General features: G+C 62.7%; 18 protein-coding genes, 1 tRNA gene and 1 other RNA gene. 7 read left to right on the top strand and 13 right to left on the bottom strand.

Annotated features, from left to right (window positions below; genetic code table 11):
- Positions 1-31: 31 nt before the first annotated feature.
- The gene (locus tag HMPREF2943_RS10240) at positions 32-1,759 is read left to right on the top strand and encodes a CYTH and CHAD domain-containing protein (RefSeq protein ID WP_070711493.1); all 1,728 of its coding nucleotides are present in this window, start codon (positions 32-34) and stop codon (positions 1,757-1,759) included.
- Positions 1,760-1,917: 158 nt separating this feature from the next.
- Here the strand turns inward: HMPREF2943_RS10240 and HMPREF2943_RS10245 are convergent, their stop codons facing one another.
- Positions 1,918-2,106, bottom strand: a complete 189-nt coding sequence (locus tag HMPREF2943_RS10245; RefSeq protein WP_070447463.1) for a hypothetical protein — start codon at positions 2,104-2,106, stop codon at positions 1,918-1,920.
- A gap of 147 nt (positions 2,107-2,253) precedes the next feature.
- Here HMPREF2943_RS10245 and HMPREF2943_RS10250 point away from each other — a divergent pair, with 147 nt between their 5' ends.
- Positions 2,254-3,525: a galactokinase family protein gene (locus tag HMPREF2943_RS10250; RefSeq protein WP_070711494.1), complete on the top strand. Its 1,272-nt coding sequence runs from the start codon at positions 2,254-2,256 to the stop codon at positions 3,523-3,525.
- Here the strand turns inward: HMPREF2943_RS10250 and HMPREF2943_RS10255 are convergent.
- The 5 genes from HMPREF2943_RS10255 to HMPREF2943_RS10275 all read right to left on the bottom strand — a co-directional run bounded on the left by HMPREF2943_RS10255 (position 3,522) and on the right by HMPREF2943_RS10275 (position 8,133).
- Positions 3,522-4,925: an RNB domain-containing ribonuclease gene (locus HMPREF2943_RS10255; protein WP_070711495.1), complete on the bottom strand. Its 1,404-nt coding sequence runs from the start codon at positions 4,923-4,925 to the stop codon at positions 3,522-3,524. The two genes, HMPREF2943_RS10250 and HMPREF2943_RS10255, sit on opposite strands and share 4 nt — an antisense overlap.
- A 37-nt stretch (positions 4,926-4,962) precedes the next feature.
- Positions 4,963-5,395: RNase P RNA component class A (gene rnpB, locus HMPREF2943_RS10260), an RNA gene on the bottom strand.
- Positions 5,396-5,410: 15 nt separating this feature from the next.
- Positions 5,411-6,571, bottom strand: coding sequence for a bifunctional RNase H/acid phosphatase (locus tag HMPREF2943_RS10265; RefSeq protein ID WP_070711496.1), 1,161 nt, complete (start codon positions 6,569-6,571; stop codon positions 5,411-5,413).
- Entirely contained in the window at positions 6,568-7,284 is a 717-nt protein-coding gene (locus tag HMPREF2943_RS10270; protein ID WP_070711497.1) for a zinc ribbon domain-containing protein, read from the bottom strand. Before HMPREF2943_RS10270 ends, HMPREF2943_RS10265 begins: the two co-directional genes overlap by 4 nt.
- Entirely contained in the window at positions 7,285-8,133 is an 849-nt protein-coding gene (locus HMPREF2943_RS10275) for a Nif3-like dinuclear metal center hexameric protein (RefSeq protein WP_070711498.1), read from the bottom strand.
- Between the two features lie 103 nt (positions 8,134-8,236).
- On the opposite strand from HMPREF2943_RS10275, the gene HMPREF2943_RS10280 reads away from it, so the two are divergent.
- Entirely contained in the window at positions 8,237-8,728 is a 492-nt protein-coding gene (locus tag HMPREF2943_RS10280) for a low molecular weight protein-tyrosine-phosphatase (protein WP_070711499.1), read from the top strand.
- Between the two features lie 31 nt (positions 8,729-8,759).
- A complete protein-coding gene (locus tag HMPREF2943_RS10285; protein ID WP_070711500.1) occupies positions 8,760-9,737 on the top strand; it encodes an SURF1 family cytochrome oxidase biogenesis protein in 978 nt (325 codons plus the stop codon).
- An 857-nt stretch (positions 9,738-10,594) separates the two neighbouring features.
- Here the strand turns inward: HMPREF2943_RS10285 and HMPREF2943_RS10290 are convergent.
- Both HMPREF2943_RS10290 and HMPREF2943_RS10295 read right to left on the bottom strand, forming a co-directional pair.
- A tRNA-Val gene (locus HMPREF2943_RS10290) sits at positions 10,595-10,670 on the bottom strand.
- 113 nt (positions 10,671-10,783) lie between these two features.
- Complete coding sequence (locus tag HMPREF2943_RS10295) at positions 10,784-11,221, bottom strand: DUF3052 domain-containing protein (RefSeq protein ID WP_070643970.1); 438 nt, start codon at positions 11,219-11,221, stop codon at positions 10,784-10,786.
- A gap of 173 nt (positions 11,222-11,394) precedes the next feature.
- On the opposite strand from HMPREF2943_RS10295, the gene aceE reads away from it, so the two are divergent.
- The gene (gene aceE, locus HMPREF2943_RS10300; RefSeq protein ID WP_070711501.1) at positions 11,395-14,151 is read left to right on the top strand and encodes a pyruvate dehydrogenase (acetyl-transferring), homodimeric type; all 2,757 of its coding nucleotides are present in this window, start codon (positions 11,395-11,397) and stop codon (positions 14,149-14,151) included.
- Between the two features lie 215 nt (positions 14,152-14,366).
- Here aceE and HMPREF2943_RS10305 read toward each other — a convergent pair whose 3' ends face one another.
- On the bottom strand, positions 14,367-15,380 hold the full coding sequence (locus tag HMPREF2943_RS10305; protein ID WP_070711502.1) for an alpha/beta fold hydrolase: 1,014 nt from the start codon (positions 15,378-15,380) through the stop codon (positions 14,367-14,369).
- A gap of 26 nt (positions 15,381-15,406) precedes the next feature.
- On the opposite strand from HMPREF2943_RS10305, the gene HMPREF2943_RS10310 reads away from it, so the two are divergent.
- A complete protein-coding gene (locus tag HMPREF2943_RS10310) occupies positions 15,407-15,709 on the top strand; it encodes an acyl carrier protein (RefSeq protein WP_070711503.1) in 303 nt (100 codons plus the stop codon).
- The gene (locus HMPREF2943_RS10315) at positions 15,706-16,485 is read left to right on the top strand and encodes an HAD-IIA family hydrolase (RefSeq protein WP_070643980.1); all 780 of its coding nucleotides are present in this window, start codon (positions 15,706-15,708) and stop codon (positions 16,483-16,485) included. Before HMPREF2943_RS10310 ends, HMPREF2943_RS10315 begins: the two co-directional genes overlap by 4 nt.
- Before the next feature lie 3 nt (positions 16,486-16,488).
- Here the strand turns inward: HMPREF2943_RS10315 and HMPREF2943_RS10320 are convergent, their stop codons facing one another.
- From HMPREF2943_RS10320 to HMPREF2943_RS10335, 4 genes are all read right to left on the bottom strand, one after another.
- Positions 16,489-16,968, bottom strand: coding sequence for a hypothetical protein (locus HMPREF2943_RS10320; protein WP_070711504.1), 480 nt, complete (start codon positions 16,966-16,968; stop codon positions 16,489-16,491).
- Between the two features lie 400 nt (positions 16,969-17,368).
- Complete coding sequence (locus tag HMPREF2943_RS10325; protein ID WP_070711505.1) at positions 17,369-18,172, bottom strand: serine hydrolase domain-containing protein; 804 nt, start codon at positions 18,170-18,172, stop codon at positions 17,369-17,371.
- Positions 18,173-18,182: 10 nt separating this feature from the next.
- On the bottom strand, positions 18,183-18,788 hold the full coding sequence (locus HMPREF2943_RS10330; protein WP_070711506.1) for an excalibur calcium-binding domain-containing protein: 606 nt from the start codon (positions 18,786-18,788) through the stop codon (positions 18,183-18,185).
- Positions 18,789-19,025: 237 nt separating this feature from the next.
- A complete protein-coding gene (locus HMPREF2943_RS10335) occupies positions 19,026-20,597 on the bottom strand; it encodes a mechanosensitive ion channel family protein (RefSeq protein ID WP_070711507.1) in 1,572 nt (523 codons plus the stop codon).
- Positions 20,598-20,627: the final 30 nt, after the last annotated feature.

Raw genomic sequence — 20,627 nt, forward strand, 5'->3', positions numbered from 1 at the left:
TATCAATTCGCTCCCCGACGAAGGTGTGTACATGTCTCCAAAGACGTTCCTTGAAATCGAAGCCAAGTTCGCCGTGGATGAGACCACCCCCATGCCGGATCTCACCCACCTCGATGAGGTTTCCCGTGTTGCAGAAACCCGCCACCACTCGTTGTCCGCGATTTACTACGACACCGAGGACCTCCGCCTTACCCACGCGAAGATCACGCTGCGACGTCGCACCGGCGGAAATGATGATGGCTGGCACATCAAGATTCCCGGTGCGGAAGGTCGCACTGAGATCCGCGCGGAACTCGGTGAGCCCATCGACGGCAAATACGAGGTTCCGGACGAGTTGCTCCACCAGGTCCGATCGGTCGTGCGCAACCAGCCTCTTGAGCCGATCGCACAGGTGGATAACAACCGCACCGAGTTGCTCCTCGTTGACGCAGACGAGCAACCAGTTGCTGAGTTCTGCGATGACCATGTCACCGCGTTCTCCTTCCTGCCGGGTGGTTCGCAGAGCACGTGGCGCGAGTGGGAGGTAGAGCTCGCCGGGGACCTGCCAGGAAGCAAAGCAGGCAGCAAACTGCTGCGGCACGCCACTTCCCTATTGATCGGTTCTGGAGCTCGGGTTTCCTCCTCGCCGTCCAAGCTGAAGTCTGCATTGGGAGACTCCATCAACAACGTCGAGCTGCCTCCGGCCCTCGCCGCGTCCACTGTGGAGCCGGGCTCCCCCGCGGCGGCAGTCGTGGAGGCACTGAAGGCTAATCGGGACAAGCTCGTCGAATTCGATCCGCGGGTTCGCCGGGATGAGTGGGATTCGGTGCACCAAATGCGTGTGGCTACCCGTGAATTGCGCAGCCACTTGCAGACCTTCCACGGCATTGTGGTGGGCCCTGAGATCAAGCGCATCGAGTCAGATCTCAAGGAGCTTGCGGCCATGCTGGGCGTTGCCCGTGATGCCGAGGTTGTAGAAGAACGTTGGCAGAATCTGCTCGCATCCGAGGACTCCGATGTTCTCGATGACGCTACCCGCGAGCACATTGCGCATGACATGGGCCGTGCCTACCGCCGTGCGCATCGCCGAGTCATCGCCGCGCTCGATTCGGACCAATACCTGGCTCTGCTCGATGCACTGGACGCTTTCCTCGCCAACCCGCCGGTTGCCGGGGAAGACACCTCCGCTGACTCAGACAGCTCATCCGCGGATAGCGGAGCGGAAGACTCTGAAAGCGCCGAGTCGGCATCCACTGATTCCGCTCAGGAACAAGAAGCAGCACAAGACTACGAGCCGAAGCACGCCAAGTCTGATGAGGAAGCCGAGCCCCACGATCTCGACGCGGTGATGGCCCTGCACCTCAAGCAGGCTTATGACAAGCTGGTCAAGCGCCACAAGAAGGCCGTCTCCAACTGGGATAACACCGAGCTGACGCTGCACGAGCGTGAGGAGTATTTCCACGATATGCGCAAGGCAGCGAAGAAGCTGCGCTATGCCGCGGAAGCTGCTGGGTCCGCTACCACGCTGAAGACGAAGAACCTCTACAAGGCCTGCAAGCAGATGCAATCTGTCTTGGGAGACTTCCAGGATTCGGTGACCTCCCGCGATAAGCTGCTCGAGTTGGCAGAAAGCGCACGCCGCCGTGGTGAGGACACCTTCGGCTATGGCCTCCTCTACCAGCGTGAGCGCATCATCGGATTGGAAGCACTCAACGCCTACTCGGATAGCTTCAAGGCCATCAAGTCTGCTTTCAAGCCGCTGCGCAAGAAACTGCGCTAGCCGGCTGGCTTTCCTCCTCTAGTCTTCCTGCGCTGCGAGGCAACAAGCCGAAGCGGCCCACACCTTCGCTCCCGTGCGGTGGTGTGGGCCGCTTCTGTTGAGCGGACTTCTTAAGTGGGTTTCTTAATCAGCCGTGCCGTTCTCGGCGGTGTGGTGCTTTAGTAATCGTCCTCGGCGGCGTCCTCAGCATCAGCTGCAGCGGTGCGTGCTTGCGCGATTTCGATGGCGTGCTCAGCCTCCTCACGGGAATCATAAGGTCCCATGCGGTTCTCCCAACCGGACACCTTGCCCTGGGATACCTCACCGGTGGACGGGTCATAGAACCACTTGTTATCGGCCTCAGCCATAATTTTCTCCATTCTCTTCATCTCTCACTCAGTGCACCCCACACTACAGACCGCCTACGTACCATGCCCGTTAGAATAGATAGGTCACTTAGTCCTGCTGCTACTTCTTTGGCAGGATATCGCCACCAGCAAAGGAGAACCTTCCCGATGCCCCTGTGGACTGCCCCTTCGACCCCGGCCGTCGACCGCGTTCGCGCCGCACACCGCGAGAACGTGGGCGCTGAATCAGCACACGTCGCCAGCGCCCCCGCCACTTGGGCACTCATTGGCGAGCACATCGACCACTACGGCGGCATCGCCATCATGGGGCTTGCCACTATCCGCGCGGCAGCAGCTGTCAGCCCCCGCAGCGACGGACTCGTCAAGGTTCACCTCGAGCACACCAATGGCGAGACCGTTAAAGACGAGATCTCCCTCGAACAGGTTTCTGCCCTCGCCGCACAACAGCAACCCGGCGTGGATTCTGAAGGCCAGCCCATCGAACCCCCAGCACCCGAAGGCGCTATCGCGGCGCGCCTCGGCGGCATCATCTACACCATGATCAACCGCCAGCTTCTTACCCGCGAGACCGCTGGTGCCGATATCACCGTGGTCAACGACATCCCCGATTCAACTGGACTCGGCGCCGCAGCAGCCATCGACATCGCCACCGCTTTGGCGTTGCTCGGCACGGCGGATGATCTGCATGACGCCCCGCTGCGCGCCCGTATCGCAGAGGTCTGTTCCCAAGCGGTTGGCACCTTCGCGCGATTCCCTGCACTGCGCGCTCGTCACTCCGCTGCCCTGCGCGGCGCAGGTGATTCCATCACCATCATCGACTACGCCGATGGCTCCGTGACCCAGGCACCCCACATGATCAACAAGGACATTGCAGCCTACGCCTTGGCCGTGCCCGGAGACGTGGATTCCGCTGAGGCCGTGACGGAGATTCGCGCCCGCGAGCGATTCATCGACGCCGCCTGCCGCGCCTTCGGCACGCCGTCGCTGCGCTTGTTGCCGGATGCGCCCCAGCGCGTCCTTGAGTGGCTGGCCGCGGTCCACAAGGTGCACGGCACCGAGAACCAGCCGACCATCGCCGAAGCCACGGCATGGCTGACCTTCTACTCGGAGGAAACTGAGCGCGCCGAAGGCATTGCTCGTGCTTTGCGTTCCCGCCGCGGCACCGAGCTCTTCCCGCTGCTCACACAGTCGCAGTCTGCCTTGGCCACCGTCTATGGTTTCAACTCCGCAGAAAAACTCGCGCAGCTGGCCACCGCCCGCGGTGCCGTCGCCTCACGCTCTGCTCACGCCGGCACATCCTCCGCCGTCATCGCCTACGTGCCGAGCGCTAGGGCCACAAACTTCGCGGCCGACTTGGCCGAGGACGGCCTGCTGGTCATTCCGCTTTCTGCCGGAAGCCCTGCAATCACCGAGGACTAATCTGCCGGCCAGGCAAAGAGCACATCGCGCTCCGCAACGTCGGCCTTCACCAAGGACACCATCGTCTCCTTACCGGTCTCTGGGTGGCCTACGGCCTGCCCAATCACCGGTGGGTCCAGCACGAAGAGCCGTGCTTTCTCGCGCTTTGGCCCACCATCAACCACGACGGCCTCGAAGTTGGTGCCAACCCACGGCGTCAAGACGGTCGCCTCCGTGAGGTTCAAGCACGCCTTATCCACCTGGGAGGCCAACTGCGATGTTGAGCGCATCGTGGACATGACATCCCCGGCGCGCTCGCGCACCCACTGCGGAACCTCGTAGCCACCGCTCAGCGCCAAGCAGACCTCCGTGGCGAAGCGGTCGACAAGCCTCCGCAGCGGGGCGGTCACGTGCGCATAGTAGCCGCCGATTCCCGCGTGCACGTCCGCTTGGCCATCTTCGAGCCACACGTAGTCCGCACCCCGCAAAAGCCGCTGGGCCTCACGCATCACCGCCATCCCGCGCGGTGAATCCGCATCCACGGAATGGAGGAATTCCGAGATGCTGCGCTCCCCCAGCTCGAAGCCCAGCGCTTCCGCTTCCGAGCGAAAAGTTGCCTCGGCCTCCGGGGTGGCCGCAGATAGGGTGCGCAGGAAACCAACTCCGTGTTCTTCCATCAACCGCCCCGCACACATTCCGGTAAGCAAGGAAATCTCCGAGTTATAGTCCATCACCTCGTGACGCGGCTCCATCACCAGCTCGTAGTGCCCTTCTTCCCCATCGCTGCTTTCAGATACGCGCTGCGAAGGAAGGCGCAGGTTGATTGCCTCGCGGCGCAGTGAGGAGGCCTGGCGCAGCTTGCCTACCTCCGGCAGTAAGGCGATAGAGGAATGCAGAGTGCCATTCTCCAAGTCCTTATGGACCTGGTCATAGTCCAGCCGCGCGCAGCTGCGCACGAGTGCGCGCTCCACCGAGAAGTCCTCCACCTCACCCGCGGAGTCAAGGTTGAAGGTCCAGAGGACGGCGGGGCGGTCGACGTCGGCAAGCAGCGAAGCTCTGTCCTCAGACAGCTCCGGCGGGTGCAGCCGCGCTGGCTCATCAGGCAGGTAGATAGTCTGGCCGCGCTTGAGGGACTCGGTCTCGAGTGCGGAGCCCGGTTCAATGAAAGCGGCAACATCCGCGATGGCATAGAGCACGCGGTAGCCGCCATCGCGCGCCTCAATGAAGACGGCCTGGTCCAGATCCTTGGAGCCGGCCGGGTCAATGGTCACCAACGGGATGTCCCGGGCATCGCGGCGCTGCTCGGCATAGCGGTCCTGCGCGGACGCGGCCTGTGCGGTGACCTCCTCTGGGAAGTCGGTCGGAACAGAAAACTCCTCAGCGATGGGCCGAAAGTCCAAGGGCGCGGCATACAGTTTCATGCCGCCCCATTGTTCCAAAAAATAAAAGTGTAGGGCGCGAATGAGCCAACCTATAAGCCGGATTCTGTGCCGCGCGCGTGGCGCGGTGGCAAACATCCATCCAGGCCAACCGTTGCCAGTTGACTCAAGCAGCTACCTTCAGGCTTCGGCGAGCAACCTACTAACGCCTGATCGGGCCCGCTAGCGTGGCGGGCCGTGATGCCTTGCTCCCAGTGGGGTTTACCCAGCCACCGCCATCGCTGACGGTGCTGGTGCGCTCTTACCGCACCCTTTCACCCTTACCGCTTACCCCACGCCGCGCCGGAGCGAAGCGAAGGGCGCGGCGGTCTACTTTCTGTTGCACTTTCCCGCGGGTCACCCCGGGTTGCTGTTAGCAACCACCGTGCTCTGTGGAGTCCGGACTTTCCTCGGCCCGCGCCTAGTCCCATAACGGAACCGGTTCGACGGAACGCGTTTGCCCGGTCGGCTCATTCGCGCCTGTTAGTTTATCGCAGCGCGCCCAGATGCCCCACATCGTTGAAACGGTGCAGAGTGCTGCCGCCGTCGAAGAATTCAACCTCACTCACAGAAGCCAGCTCTAGGAAGAGGTGGTTGGGTGTTTGCGGTCCGGAATCAAGCGCCTGGCGCACGAAGGACTTGATGGGGTTGACGTGGGAAACCACGAGAACGGTCTGCCCCGCGTAGCGCTGCTGCAACTTACGGCGCGCAGCACTGACGCGGCGGTGCACGGCGCGCAGGGACTCCCCGCCCGGGCAGGCCACGGACGTATCCTTCAGCCAGCGCGCGTGAAGCTCGGGGTCGGCGACGTCGGCTTCAGCAAAGGTCTTGCCCTCCCAGCGTCCAAAGTCCACCTCAATGAGGTCCTCGACGGTTTCCACACGCAGGTTCCGGCCTTCCACCACGGCCGCGGCCGTCTGCTGGCAGCGGCGCAACGGCGAGCACACCACGGCATCGATGTGGGTATCGGCCAAGGCTTGGGCGGCGGCGAGCGCTTGCTTCTTGCCCAACTCAGTCAACTCGGGGTTCGCGCGCCCGGAGTACTGCTTGGCGGCGGACATCGCCGTCTGCCCGTGGCGCAGCAGGATGAAGCGGGTGGCCGGGCCACACTCGGGGCGCCAGTCGGCCGCGGTTGAGGACGCCGCGCTTGGCGACGCCTCTCCGCCGCCCGCCGCATCGACAGCAGCGTCCGCTTCGGTGGCGTCGTCGGCACCCATGTCGAGGATGCCCACGGGCTCGCCCTTCGCGGCGGCATCCATGGCCACGTTGGACAGCTCATCAGCCACCGAGTTCTTGGCGCGCGGTACCCACTCGAGGCTGAAGCGCGGAATCTGGTTGAGCAGGCGGCGCGCCTCGATAGCGAGCTTTTGCATGTCCGGGTGCTTGATCTTCCAGCGCCCGTTCATCTGCTCCACCACGAGCTTGGAGTCCATATAGAACTCCACCTCGTCGGCCCCCAGCTCCACCGCGGCCTCAAGGCCGCGCAGCAGGCCGTGGTATTCGGCCACGTTATTGGTGGACTTCTGGCCCACGACGTAGGCGATTTCCTTGAGCACCTGCGAGCGGTCCTCGTTGTAGACCGCCGTGCCAGAACCGGCTATCCCGGGGTTGCCGCGGGAGCCGCCGTCAGCGAAGATGACTAGCTTCATGAGGCCGGGCGCACCAGGTAGGAGCCGCAATCGGAGCACTGCGGAAGCTCGTCGGCCGCCGCGTTGCGCACTGCGTTCTGCTCGGCTGGCGGCAACACGATGAAGCAGCCGCCGCAAGCGCGGCCGGTGAAGGCCGCGGCCCCCACACCGTTTTCTTCGCGCACGGTTTCGTATTCTTCCAGGACATCCGCGGGCAGCTGCTCGCGCAGCTCGCCGATGCGCACCTGTGGGTCGGGGCGGTTCGTCGCAGCCTCCTGGGCGGCCTCGGCCGCGCGCTTGAGGACTTCGAGCTTGCGCTCCGAATCGGAGACCTTTGCGCCGTGGACGTCCAGGTTGGCGCGCAGGGCGTGGATTTCGTTGTGGGCTTCCTGCAGCTCGCTCATGAGATCCGCGATACGGGACTTGGCCGCGTAGAGATCGTGCTCCAGATCCTTGCGGGTCTCCGGGTCGGTCGCGGCGCCGAGCTGTGCCTTGTCATCGCGCTCGCGCTGGCGCAGCTTGCGCTCATCAGCCTGGATGCGCAGGATCTCCATCTCCATGTCATCGACGGCGAGCTGGGCGGAGCCGGAGGCGTCGACAAGCCGGGCGTGTGCGGCCTGAGCCTTCTCGTATTCCTCTTGCTCCGGGATGGTGGGAGTTCCACCGTGCGCCTGGGAGCGCTCGAGGGTGGCCAGCTCCAGCAAGATGTTCTGCAGGTCCTGTGGCAGTTTCATTTAGTTCTCCTTATGCGCAGAAATCGTCCATGGGTCGGTGCGGACATCGATGCTCTCGGTGTTCACGCGCAATGCGTCCTCCACAATATCGCGCGCCTGGGCAGTCCAGGGAAACTCGCTGGCCCAGTGAGCAGTATCCACCACGGCTGGGCCCTCCGGCTCCGCCAAGTGCGCGGCGCGCAGGTGCTCATCCACCGGGTGGTGGCGCAAATCGGAGGTGACGTAGACGTCCACTCCGAGCGCGGCCGCCTGGTCCAGGAAAGAGTCCCCCGAGCCGCTGGAGACGGCCACGCGCTTGACCATCCGCTCCGGGTCACCAGCCGCGCGCACTCCCCATTCAGTTTCCGGGAGGGCATCGGCCACGCGCTGGGTGAATTCGCGCAGAGTCACCGGCTCCTCCAACTCGCCCACGCGCCCCAACCCTAAGGCCTCATCGAGGTTCTCATAGGGCTCCACCGGGACGATGGGGCGCCCAGGCTTGATACCGACGAGCTCCGCCAGCTTGTCGTTGACACCCGGGCGTGCTTTATCCGCGTTGGTGTGCGCGGCCAACAGGGCCACGCCGTTGCGGATAAGAGTGTGAATGACCTTGCCCTTCGGGGTATCCGCCGCCACCGAGGTCACCCCGCGCAGAAGCAGCGGGTGATGCACCACGAGCATCTGCGCGCCGAGTTCCACAGCTTTGTCTGCTACCTCCTGGGTGCAGTCCAGAGCGAAAGCCACGGTGCTCACCTCATCCGTGGGGTCGCCGCATACCAGGCCAACGGCATCCCAGGGCTCGGCCAGCTGCGGCGGGTAGGCCTCGTGGATAACGCGGCGGATCTCGCCAACGGTCGTGTGTTCTGCCATCTCCTATGCTCCTTATACGGCTTCAGGTTTCACGTCAGTCGCGTCGCTGCTATATCCTAGCTTTCGTTCGCCAGCGCACCCCTCTAGCTTAAGGAGCCTTTGCATGACGCCTCCGGAGAACTCCAACCAGCTCCACATCGTCTTCGTATGCACGGGCAATATTTGCCGCTCACCAATGGCGGAAATCATTACCCGCGATGCCATGGAGACCGACATGCTCGATCTCCTCGCGCGCGTGGACTCCTGCGGCCTCGGCGGCTGGCACGTGGGCCAGGGCGCGGATGAGCGCGCCGTTGCTGAACTGCGCCGCGGCGGCCACGATGGTGCCGGCCACCAGGCTGCCCAGCTGGGCGAAGAGCACATGGACGCGGATCTCTTCGTGGCCATGGACACCGGCCACCGCGATGCCCTCCTGGAGCGCGGCATCCCGCAGGAGAAGGTGCGTCTCATGCGCAGCTTCGATCCGAATTCCCCGGAGGATGCCAGCGTAGAGGATCCGTTCTACGGCACGGAGGAGGATTTCGCCCGCACCCGCGAGGAGATTGATGCCGCCGTTCCCGGCCTACTCGAGTGGATTAAGACGAACCACGGCTAGATAATTCTTTGCGGCTACTAGACTGATCATCATGCTCAAGACATTCCTCAAGCCTGGGTGGGTGCTCTTTCTCATCTTCGTCGTCGCCTTTTCCTATTTCTCTTTCACGGTGCTGGCACCGTGGCAGCTAAATAAGGACGATCAGATTGTGGAGCGCAACCACCTCATTGAGGAGGCCTATGAGGCCGACCCCCAACCGGTCACCGAGGTTTTTTCGGCGGATGGTTCCTTGCACAAGGAGTGGGAGCGCGCGGAGCTAACTGGCCACTACCTCCCGGAGGATGAGGTTCTCCTGCGCTTGCGCCCGGTGGAGTCCGCCCCGGGCTTCCAGTCACTGGTTCCCTTTGAAACCGAATCCGGCGAGACCTTCCTGGTCAACCGCGGCTGGGTGCCTACGGATGAGGGTAATTCTGTGCCCCACATCGATCCGGCGCCCAGGGACAAGGTGACCATCGTGGGCATGGCGCGCTACAACGAGCGCGAGCACTCCTCCGCCCCCATTGAGGAGCAGGGATACACACAGGTCTACTCCATCAATACGGAGCAGATAGCAGAGCTTGTCGACGTCCCCCTCGCCCACGACTACCTCCAACTCTCCCCCGATCAGCCGGGTGAGCTTAATGCGCTGCCGGTGCCGAAGTTGGATCGCGGCAATCACCTCTCCTATGGCTACCAATGGATTGCCTTCGGCATCATGGCGCCGTTGGGCTTTGCGTATTTCGTGTGGTCCGAGATTCGGGAGCGCCGACGCGCCCGCGAGGAGGAAGCCCTGATGGCCGAGGCCACCGCGGCCGCCACCAGTGCTGGCTCCCCCGATGCGTCCGCAGACGTCGATATCTCCGAGCACGAGGAGCCTGCGAGCGAGCACCCCGAAGCCACAGCGCCTTCTGCCTCAGGACCAAGACCGGCGGCTGGAACGCAGCCTTCCCGCCGCTCCCGCTCGCGCTATGGCTCCGCCAAGCCGGACTTCTACGAGAAGATCCGCGAGCGCGGTCAGGAACGCTTCTAGCCTCGGCCCCCAAAGGGGACGATCATGAACGCGATTGCGTGGACGTGAGAAGCGACCGAAACCGAGATTTCCGAGATTGCCGGCTTTCTAAACATGGAGATTGCCGACAGTATTCTTGAAGCCGCTGGCTGCACCGCTGAGAACTGCATTCCCAACTGGGGCGAAGACATGGGCCTGACCCCGGAAAGTAGACACGTCGGGGGTTAGGCCCGATCGACACTCCCCACTAGAGCAAAAAGCATCTTTCACCCAAGCGCAAAGGCTTCCTTCTCATTCACGCGCGACCCTACTAAATATGGGTCAATGCGGATACCGATGCACCTTCCTGTGCTCGAACCAGGCCCAAATCAAAGAAGCCAAGAACAACAGTGGCGTAACCCACGCCAGACGATGCCACCAATGTGCTCCAAAGTATGATTCATCAGCACTTAGTCCTGCTAGATAATTGATTACAAGCGTTGCGATGAACAGCACTACAACGACAGTAACGCTCGACCAGTAGGCTGCGCTTTTCTGTTTACGCGTCAATGCCATCCTCCTCAATACATGTTTGCTGTTTTAGCGCGGGTTTGTGTGGTTAGTAGTCTCCCCCACCCGGATTACATCGTTCGGCCATTGTTCTAGGAAGCTTCACATTTGAGGTATACCCTAACCGAACACTAATTCCGGAACCATACCAAGTGTTCGCTAGGGTTAAACCCTGACCAAACCCCCGAACGCCAACACACCCAACTCAAAGCAGCCGGAGCAGTCCGCATCTACGCCGACCGCCAAAGCGGCCTTCGCCCTAGAGCACCCGCGGGCAACCGCCGAGCACGACGAAACCCCTCTCCGACTTAACGGAAAGGGGTTTCATTTGGTGCGGCCTGAGGGGATCGAACCCCCGACCTACTGGGTGTAAACCAGTTGCTCTTCCAGCTGAGCTAAAGCCGCAGTACACTTGGTGTGCTCGAACAAGATTAGCCCATAGGCACCCGCAGCAACAAATCAGGGTGTGATTCGACGCCGCGAATGCCGCCTGAGCAGGTATATCCTGCGGTTATTCTTTAGGGCTTCTTGGTGTAGCCGCGGGCCACGAGGCAGGAACCCTGCCACTCGCCGAGGCGCTCAGCCTTGGTCTGTACGAGGCCGGCCAGCTGTGCGGATTCGGAGATCTCGCCCGGCTCCAGGTTGCCCGGCTTTCCAGCACCCGGGGTCAGCAGCCAGATACGGCCGGAATCACCCAGGGGACGGGTGGCATCCACCAGCCCATCGACCAAGTCGCCGTCCTCCGCGCGCCACCACAGCAGCACGAGGTCACACAGTTCGTCGGTCTCTTCCTCGAGGAAGTCCTCCCCCAACACGTCCTCGATGGACTCAGAAATCGTGGAGTCACAGTCCTCGTCCCAGCCAAGTTCCAGGGCAATCTGGCCCTCCTCGACGCCGAGCTTGGCTGCAAATCCCGTCACTCGCTGAGTTCCTTCCGATGAAGTAGTTGATGTCATGCAGAGTATTTTAACGTCTACGGTGCACTTTTTCGCGTCAAACCTCCCCCATTCTTGCCCCAAGGTGGACATTTTCCCTCATAAAACCACCCGTGGGGGCCTCCGAGTGCCCCACCGTGAACGAGGCGCGTATCCTAGAGCAAGATCTGTGTACTACGACCCAGGAGGATTTAATGGCCGACTTGGACGCCCACAACGGCGACTCCAACTTTCCCATCGTTCGCGATGGCGTGGCAGCATACCTGCATGACTCCGACCCGGAGGAGACCCGCGAGTGGATGGACTCCCTCGATGGTCTTCTAGATTCTTCCGATCCGGAGCGCGCCCGCTACCTCATGCTGCGTCTTCTTGAGCGCGCTACCGCTAAGCGCGTGCCGTTGCCGTCCCTGACGTCCTCGGATTTTGTTAACACCATCCCCACCTCCCTCGAGCCGGAGTTCCCGGGCGATGAGGAGTTGGAGAAGCGCTACCGCCGCTGGATCCGCTGGAACGCGGCCATCATGGTACACCGCGCGCAGCGCCCAGGCATTGGCGTCGGCGGACACATCTCGACCTACGCTGGCGCTGCCCCGCTGTATGAGGTGGGTCTGAACCACTTCTTCAAGGGCAAGGATGATCCCTCCGGCGGTGACCAGGTCTTCTTCCAGGGTCACGCTTCCCCGGGTGTCTACGCCCGCGCCTTCATGGAGGGCCGCCTGAGCGAGGAGGACCTCGACGGCTTCCGCCAGGAGCACTCCCGCGGCGAGGGCAATGGCCTGCCTTCTTACCCGCACCCGCGCCTGATGCCGGACTTCTGGGAATTCCCCACTGTGTCCATGGGCCTTGGCCCGATCAACGCCATTTACCAGGCACGCTTCAACAAGTACCTGGAGAAGCGCGGCATTAAGGACACTTCCAAGCAGCACGTCTGGGCCTTCCTGGGTGACGGCGAGATGGATGAGCCGGAGTCCCGCGGTCTGCTGCAGATGGCTTCCCTCTATGAGCTGGATAACCTGACCTTCGTGGTCAACTGCAACCTGCAGCGTCTCGATGGTCCGGTGCGCGGTAACACCCAGATCATTCAGGAGCTGGAGTCCTTCTTCCGCGGTGCCGGCTGGTCCGTCATCAAGATTGTCTGGGGCCGTGGCTGGGACAAGCTGCTAGAAGCCGATAAGGACGGCGCCCTGGTCAACATCATGAACACCACCTCCGATGGTGACTACCAGACCTTCAAGGCGAACGACGGTGCTTACGTGCGCGAGCACTTCTTCGGCCGCGATGAGCGCACGCTCAAGCTGGTGGTGGACATGTCCGATGATGAGATTTGGGCACTACGCCGCGGTGGCCACGACTACCGCAAGATCTACGCTGCATACGACAAGGCGTTGAGCTACGCGGGCACCGGCCGCCCGACGGTCATCCTGGCCCACACCATTAAGGGCTACGGCTTGGGCCACAACTTCGAGGGCCGCAACGCTACCCACCAGATGAAGAAGCTGACGCTGGAGGATCTCAAGCTCTTCCGCGATAAGCAGGGCATCCCGATCAGCGATGAGCAGCTCGAGGCCGATCCGTACCTGCCGCCGTACTACCACCCGGGCAAAGATGCTCCGGAGATCAAGTACATGCTGGAGCGTCGTAAAGAGCTGGGCGGCTTCCTGCCGGAGCGCCGTGAGAACTTCGAGACTCTGACAACCCCAGACCTGTCCAAGCTGCGCTCGGTACGCAAGGGTTCCGGCAAGCAGGACGTGGCCACGACCATGGCGCTGGTGCGTACCTTCAAGGAGCTCATGCGCGACAAGGAGCTGGGCAAGCGCGTCGTGCCGATCATCCCGGATGAGGCCCGCACCTTCGGTATGGACTCGTGGTTCCCCACCCTGAAGATCTGGAACCCGCGCGGCCAGAACTACGTTCCGGTGGACCACGACCTCATGCTCTCCTACCGCGAGGCCACGGACGGCCAGATTCTGCACGAGGGCATTTCTGAGGCCGGTGCCGCAGCGTCCTTCACTGCGGCGGCTACTTCCTACGCCACCCAGGGCGAGGCGATGATCCCGCTGTACATCTTCTACTCGATGTTCGGCTTCCAGCGCACCGGTGATGCCTTCTGGGCTGCTGGCGACCAGCTGGGCCGCGGTTTCATCATCGGCGCTACCGCCGGCCGCACCACCCTGACCGGTGAGGGCCTGCAGCACATGGACGGCCACTCCCCAATCTTGGCGTCGACCAACCCGGCTGTGGAGGTCTACGACCCAGCCTTCGGCTACGAGATTGCGCACCTGGTCCCCCGCGGTATCGAGCGCATGTACGGCGAGGACAACGAGCCAATCATGTACTACATCACCGTGTACAACGAGCCGGTCAAGCAGCCTGCCGAGCCGGAGAACCTCGATGTCGAGGGCCTGCACAAGGGCATCTACCACTACAACACCGCTGAGTCCGGCTCCATCCCTGCCAACATCCTGGCCTCCGGTGTGGGTATGTACGAGGCTCTGCGCGCCCAGGAGATCCTGGCTGAGAACTACGACGTCAAGGCTTCGCTGTTCTCCGTCACGTCCTGGGTCAAGCTGGCTCGCGACGGTGCTGCCCGCAACCAGGAGGCGCTGCGCAAGGGCACGGAGCCGACCGAGGCTTTCGCTACCTCCCAGCTCAAGAGCTTCGAGGGACCGTTCGTCGGCGTCTCCGACTTTGCCACGGACCTGCAGGAGCAGATTCGCCCCTACGTCCCGGGTGAGTACATCGTCCTGGGCGCAGACGGCTTCGGCTTCTCCGACACCCGTGAGGGTGCTCGCCGCTACTTCAACATCGACGCCGAGTCCATCGTCGTCGGCGTCCTCGAGGGCCTCGCCCGCGAAGGCAAGGTGGAGCGCAGCACCGTAGAGAAGGCGGCCCGCGAGCTGAAGCTCGACGACCCGACCGCCACCGTCTCCACGTCCTCCGATGAGGACTAAGGCTAGAGCTTAAGGCCTCAAGCCCCTTCTGCCTGAGCAGGAGGGGCTTTCTCATGCTCAACTCATGTTCCAGCCCAGGGGCAACTGCCCTTGTTGCCAAAGTTCTGGCCAGATCTTGAATCAGAGGCTATAACTTTGGCAGAACGGGCAGTTCGACCACCACAGGAGCCCCAGCCAACGGCAATACAAAGCCCAACCGCCACCAGCAGCGGGGACTAGCTGCCTAGCACGCGATCGAGGACCCGGCCTAAAGCCTGGGAGACCTCGCTAGGCTCTTCCAGGATGACCATGTGGCCGGCGCCATCGATGACGGTCAGGGTAGAGTCCGGCCAGTGGCGGGCAATGACCTCCGATTGGCGGCGCGGGGTCACAATGTCATGCTGGCCCACCACGATTTCCCCCGGCACGCTGCGCAGCCGCGCCGTTGCACCGAACTCGGAGTGCTCTACCAAGTCATCGAAGAAGCCCGCGTAGCTCGACATCGGAGTATCCAGCAGCATCGCCACGTGGAATTGCAGCTTGTCCATCTGCGGGAAGCCCTGCAACAGCGCCGCAAACACCGGGGCGATGAGTGCTGCTGCCTCGAAGCGCACGCGGTTGAGCCGGTTCGGCAGCTTCAGGCAAGCGCGGTAGACCATGCCCAGCGTCTTCGATTCCAAGATGCGAGCCACGCCAGCGGCGGCAAAACGCTGCATCGAGGTGGCCACCAGCGCCATTCCTTCGACGCGATCAAAGACATCCCGCGGGGCGCGGCGCAATAAATTCAGCGCGATCATCCCGCCCATGGAATGCCCGAGGAGGACCAAGGGCCCCTCGGTGGCGCGCTCGGAAATCACGGCCAGCACGTCATCGGCCGCGCCCCGCACCGTGCACTGCGCGGGGGCGACGTGGGTGGATTGGCCGTGGCCGTGGACATCGACAAGCAGGCAGCGCACCGTGGGATAGTTACGGCGCACGTCGTTGACCTGGGAGTAGAAGCTCTCAGCCGACAGACAATAGCCGTGGATGAAAACCGCGGTGACCTCCGCATCCTCAGGGCCCACCTCATACCAGGCCACGCGCACGCCGTCGTTATCCACGAAGCCCGAGTCGCTCACTCCTGTCAGCCCTGGCTTTGTTGTGAGATCATGCAGATCGTTGTGGACGGTGTGCTCGACGGCGCGCATGCGGGGGCGAACCCGGCGCGACCAGCTGCGGGCGATGGCGGAGGAACGTGCTCGAATAACCATGACATTTCAATACTAGACTGGGCCCCATGGCTAATGACCTTTCAGCGCAACTCCAAGCCCGCTTCGGCTCCGCGCCGGCAGAAGAGAAAGATACTGCACCCGCCGGCGACGCCTATAGTGAGCTCACCCGCCTCATCACAAAGGTGACCGGCGTGGAGGAAGGCCTGGAGCGCGAAGCGAAGTTGGAGGACCTGGGGGTTGAATCACTCGAGCGCATCGAATTAGCCGTGCGCCTCGAGGAAGCCTGCGGGGTCCGTCTTAATGAAGAAACCATGCTCTCCGTGACCACGGTGGGCGAACTTGCTGAGTATGTGGAGGAACACTCGTGATTTCTTATCTTTCGGACATGGACGGCGTCCTCATCAAGGAAGGGGAGATGATTCCCGGCGCGGATAAATTCATCCAAGCGCTGAAGGATAACAACATCGAGTACATGGTTCTGACTAATAACTCGATGTCCACCCCGCGGGACCTGTCCGCGCGCCTGCAGAACACCGGTTTGGATATTCCGGCGGAGCGCATCTGGACCTCCGCGACGGCCACGGCGGCTTTCCTCTCCAACCAGGCGGGGCTGTCCACGGCTTATGTCGTGGGCGAGTCTGGGCTGACCACCGCGCTGCACGAGGCCGGCTGGATTCTCAACGACCGGGACGCGGATTTCGTGGTCTTGGGTGAGACCCGCACGTATTCTTTTGAAGCCATCACCACGGCAATCAATCTCATCCGCGACGGCGCGCGGTTCATTGCCACCAACCCGGATGTTACGGGCCCGGCCCCGCAGGGCGTGCTGCCAGCCACGGGCGCTGTCGCGGCACTCATCACCGCAGCGACCAACCGCGAGCCTTATTACGTGGGCAAGCCCAACCCGGTCATGATGCGCAGCGCGTTGAATAACATTGGCGCGCACTCGGAGAACACCGTGATGATCGGTGACCGCATGGATACCGACGTCAAGTCTGGCCTGGAGGCCGGCATGCGCAGCATCCTGGTGCGCTCCGGCATCAGCGATGACCGCATCATCGAGCGCTATCCTTTCCGCCCAACACGCATCATTGATTCCGTGGCGGATCTGCCGGAGCGTATCCTCGATCCCTTCGCGGACTAGGGCTTAGACCGCGCGCTTGACGACGCCCCGGAAACCATACTCCCCCGCCAGCATCTCCACCGCGCGGCCCAGCGCTTCCAATTCGCTGGGCGTTCCGGTGAGCACTTGCTGGCAGCCGATTCCGGTGCAACCTGCGTTGGCGGTTTCCCCTTTAACTACGTTGTCGGCATCCGTCGTTATCGTGTTGTCGGCATTCATGCTGACAACGTCCCACAGTGGGTCGCGACGCCAGCGGGTGCACCACTGGGCGGTCAGCGGGTCATCCCCGGGCACGATGAATTCGCTTTCGCTGCGAATGCAGCGCGCCATGGCGCGCTCAATGGCGGGGCGCAGGCTGCGCGGCATGCCTGAGATCTCTAACACGGCTGTGCAGACCTCACCGCAGGCACGGTTGGGCCAACTATCCGCCGGGCTACCAAGTGGGGTGGCTGAAGCGGCCGGCGCGGCGGCACCGGCCAGCTGCGGGTGAACGCGTTGATTCACTCCTTAAACTCCTTTGACGTGCGAGTGATGGCACGCCGGCATGCGCCGACGCAAGACGAGCTTCGTCTTCCCCTACGAACTTGTCTTCATCACGTCACTCGCGCCGAGGCGCGAACACCGCCTGGTGTGGCCGCAGTATGTGGCCACGCGGTGCGTCGTTGTGTGACCACAATTTTCCCCTGCCACTTGGGCCACAACAACCCTCAACCTGCACTTAAGCCCCCATAGCCTCAACAAAGACTTGAGACTTCTACCCCGAAATTCGCCCCACGAATCACTTGAACCACACAAGTTAACGCGCGCACCAGGCGCGCGTTGTCGCCACAGCCCTCCCACTACCCCCGTCGCGGCGCACCGAAGGGCACCGCGACAACATGCGGGGGTCTTCGCACAACCGTGCCTAGCGCGCCTGGCACTCCTCCCAGATGGCCGTGTTGGACTCAGCCCACAGCGGCTTGCACCACTCACCAAAGTCACGGTCCGTGAGCGCCACCATGGCCCAATCACCCGCCACCCACAGGTAGGTTCCGCTCATGCCAAAGTGACCCACTGCATCAGCGGGCAAGCCACCCATCCATTGCTTCTTCTCGCCGTGGATTTCAAAGCCCAGCCCCCACGTACAGTCTTTGAAGCTGCCATAGCCGGGAACAATGCCGCGCAGCCCAGGGAACTGAGCGCTGCGCATTTCCTCCACCGTCGAAGGATCAAGCAGGCTGGGCGAATGTACCTCGGCAGCAAAGGCAGCGAGGTCCTCCACGCTAGAGACCAAGCCGTGTCCGGCCGAACCTTCCAGGATCGTCGCCTGCATGCCGACCGGGGCACACACGCCTTCAGCAAGGTATTCAGCAAAGGGAATCTCGGTGGCCTTTTCCACTTCCTCGGCGGCCCACTCATAGCCGGCTGAGGAGTAGATGCGGCGCTCCCCGAGGGGCTTTTGCTGCTTGCGAGTATCAAAGCCCACCCCCGAGGCATGGGCTAAAAGATGGCGCAATGTGGAGCCTTCAGGGCCTGCAGGCTGATCCAGCTCCACCGCCCCTTCTTCGACGGCCACCATCACCCCATAGGCGGCCACCAACTTGGTCACAGACGCCACCGGGAAGCGGCGGGAGGTATCTCCCAGCTGCTCTACCACCTCGCCGCGGTGCAGCAGGGCGGCAGCAACGGTATCGACTGGCCAGGACTCAAGAGAAGAAAAAGCGCTCATGCGCTCCAGCTTAACGAGGATCGCGCTCGCAGCCTACGCCATCACCATCGCGGTCGAACTTGGAGCGGAAACCCGGCTCACCCGCATAGATCGGGCGGCCGAGCGCGTTCCACACATCAGCACAACGAGTGAAGTATGCCGGAGCCGGCTTCGGTGCCGGGGCGGGAGCGGGCTTGGACGCAGACTTCGGAGCCGGTGCCGGTGCGGGAGCGGGAGCAGGCGCTGGTGCCGGAGCAGGCGCTGGTGCGGGAGCCGGGGCCGGCGCAGGGGCCGGCGGCGAAGGAATCAGACCTGGGAGCGGATTCGGGATGATGCGCTGCTGCACGGCCCAGTAGACGCCGCCAGCAATTGCCGCGAGAATGGCTGCGGAAATGCCCACGCCAAGAGCAATTTTCTCCCCCTGGGAAGACTGCTGGAACTCAGCATCATCTTCCTCGCTGGAAGAATCAGAGCTCTGATCAGAGGACAAATCTGCACCAGTATCAGCGGCGGAGGAGTCAGCGACAGGAGCCTCGGCTCCTTGACCAGCAGTCTCCGCCTGAGCAGGAACAACAGCGGATAAACAAAGAGAAACAGAGACAGAGGCGGCGAGAACCGCACGAGAGAACTTAGTCATAAAGATAAGTTATAGCCCGTGGTTCTTCCCCACAGGAAATTACGCAATGAGCTGGGGCTGGATTGCCCCGACACACGCTTCGTTAACGAATGACCCCGCCTTGGCGATACATAAGGCGTAGCGCATTGCGCCGCTGCACTTCCCTATCACTCATATCTCTGGTGCGCCCTCTCCAAGCGTTTCCCGGCAGCACCTCACGGTGCCACTCGCCCAGCCCTGCTGGACTTTTTGCAGGACCTACATCGCGCTGGAAGGCTCCGTGGCGTTCACGGTGGGCTGCTCATTAGCTGTTGGTGCAGCTGTTTCGGAGTATTGCTCCGCTGGGGTCTGCGTTGCAGGGGCCTGCGGATCCGCCGGGACATACGTGGCCTCGCTGTCCGGGGCGCTATCAGTCGGCGTCGCCGGCTGGCCTGCATCCGTCGGTTCTTGGCCCGTGGGCTCAGTAGCCGGGGCATCCTGCGGCGTGCTATTCGGTGCGGCCGAAGGCTCAGACGGTTCCGCGGACTCAGAAGCTGCTTCTGAGTCCCCCATCCAGCGCGAAGGCGAAAGCCACCCGGCATCCACCCCATCCGGGTTAGCGGAGAAAAGGAGCAGCAGGCCCACCACGCCGAGCGAGGCGAAGAGTCCCATAGTGGAGGCGCGCACGCGCCCGCCCAGCGTCCAGAAATACTGCCACTTAGTCTCCGGCTTATCGGCGCGCCAGATGCCGCCCTTGTAGTCGTCCTCTTCCTCGTCGTCGGATTCATCGGAGAACGCCGGGCGGCCTGGGCCGTCATCCATGTTCTCCTTAGGTTCCTCGGCGGCATCCGCCACAGCGTCCGTAGCGATGACCTCCGTCTGCGCCTCAGCCACGCTATCCGACGTCGCGCTGTGCTGCGAGATCGAAGCAGTACCTGCCGCCGGCATGACGGTGGTGGGGGTGGTGGTATCGGAGGCGTCGCCAAGCACCTGCAGGGCATCGCCCGGCAAGCCCTCCGCCGTGGGCAGCTTGTAGAGATCCCAGAAGGAAGACAGCAGGGCTGAGCGAATAGCGCGCTCCACCGCCCACTGGCGGGCGGGGTTTACCTGCACCAAGACGCGATACTGTACCTGCCAGGGCTGGCCAGCCGCAGTGGGTGCGGTAAGCCCGGTAGCGGGCAGGACGTCGAGCTCGCCAGCTACATCCTCGCGGATTTCCGGGGCACCGAGGGCGTGCTGAGAAATCTTTTCCACCTGCTCGGTGATCTCCGGCAAAGAATCGCCCTCATGAACCGGGATGGCAATATCCACCACCGCACGGGACCACTCTTGGGAGAAGTTCGTGACCACGCCCGCAGAACCATTGGGCACCATGACGACTTCGCCGGTGGGCGTGCGCACCGTCGTCGTACGCAGAGTCAGCGACACAACCGTGCCCTCCACACCCGTCACGCCGTCGAAGCTGACGTAATCCCCCACACCGAACTGCTTTTCCGACAGGATGAAGAAACCCGCGAGGAAATCACCGATGATGGACTGCGCACCGAAACCGACGGCAGCCGAGACGACGGTCGCCGGAATCGCCGCGCCGAGGGGTGGCACCCCAAGATTGGACAGCGCAGCCAGCACGAGCAGGAAATACACCACCGCCTGCGCCACATAGACCAGCGCCCCGGCGAGTGCTAGGCGCGCTTTGGTGGATTCTTGGTTCTCATCCAAACGGGACTCAATCACCCGCACGGCCAGCCGGCCGATACGCGGGATGAGAATGCCCAACAGAAGCATTCCCAACAGCGGCAAACCATGGTCCACGATGGCCTGCCAGATGGCGAACATGTAGTACTTCAGCATTTCGCCGAGATTACTCTTTCAGCCTGACAG

This window comes from Corynebacterium sp. HMSC072D12 (assembly GCF_001813925.1).
Classification (GTDB): Bacteria; Actinomycetota; Actinomycetes; order Mycobacteriales; family Mycobacteriaceae; genus Corynebacterium; species Corynebacterium aurimucosum.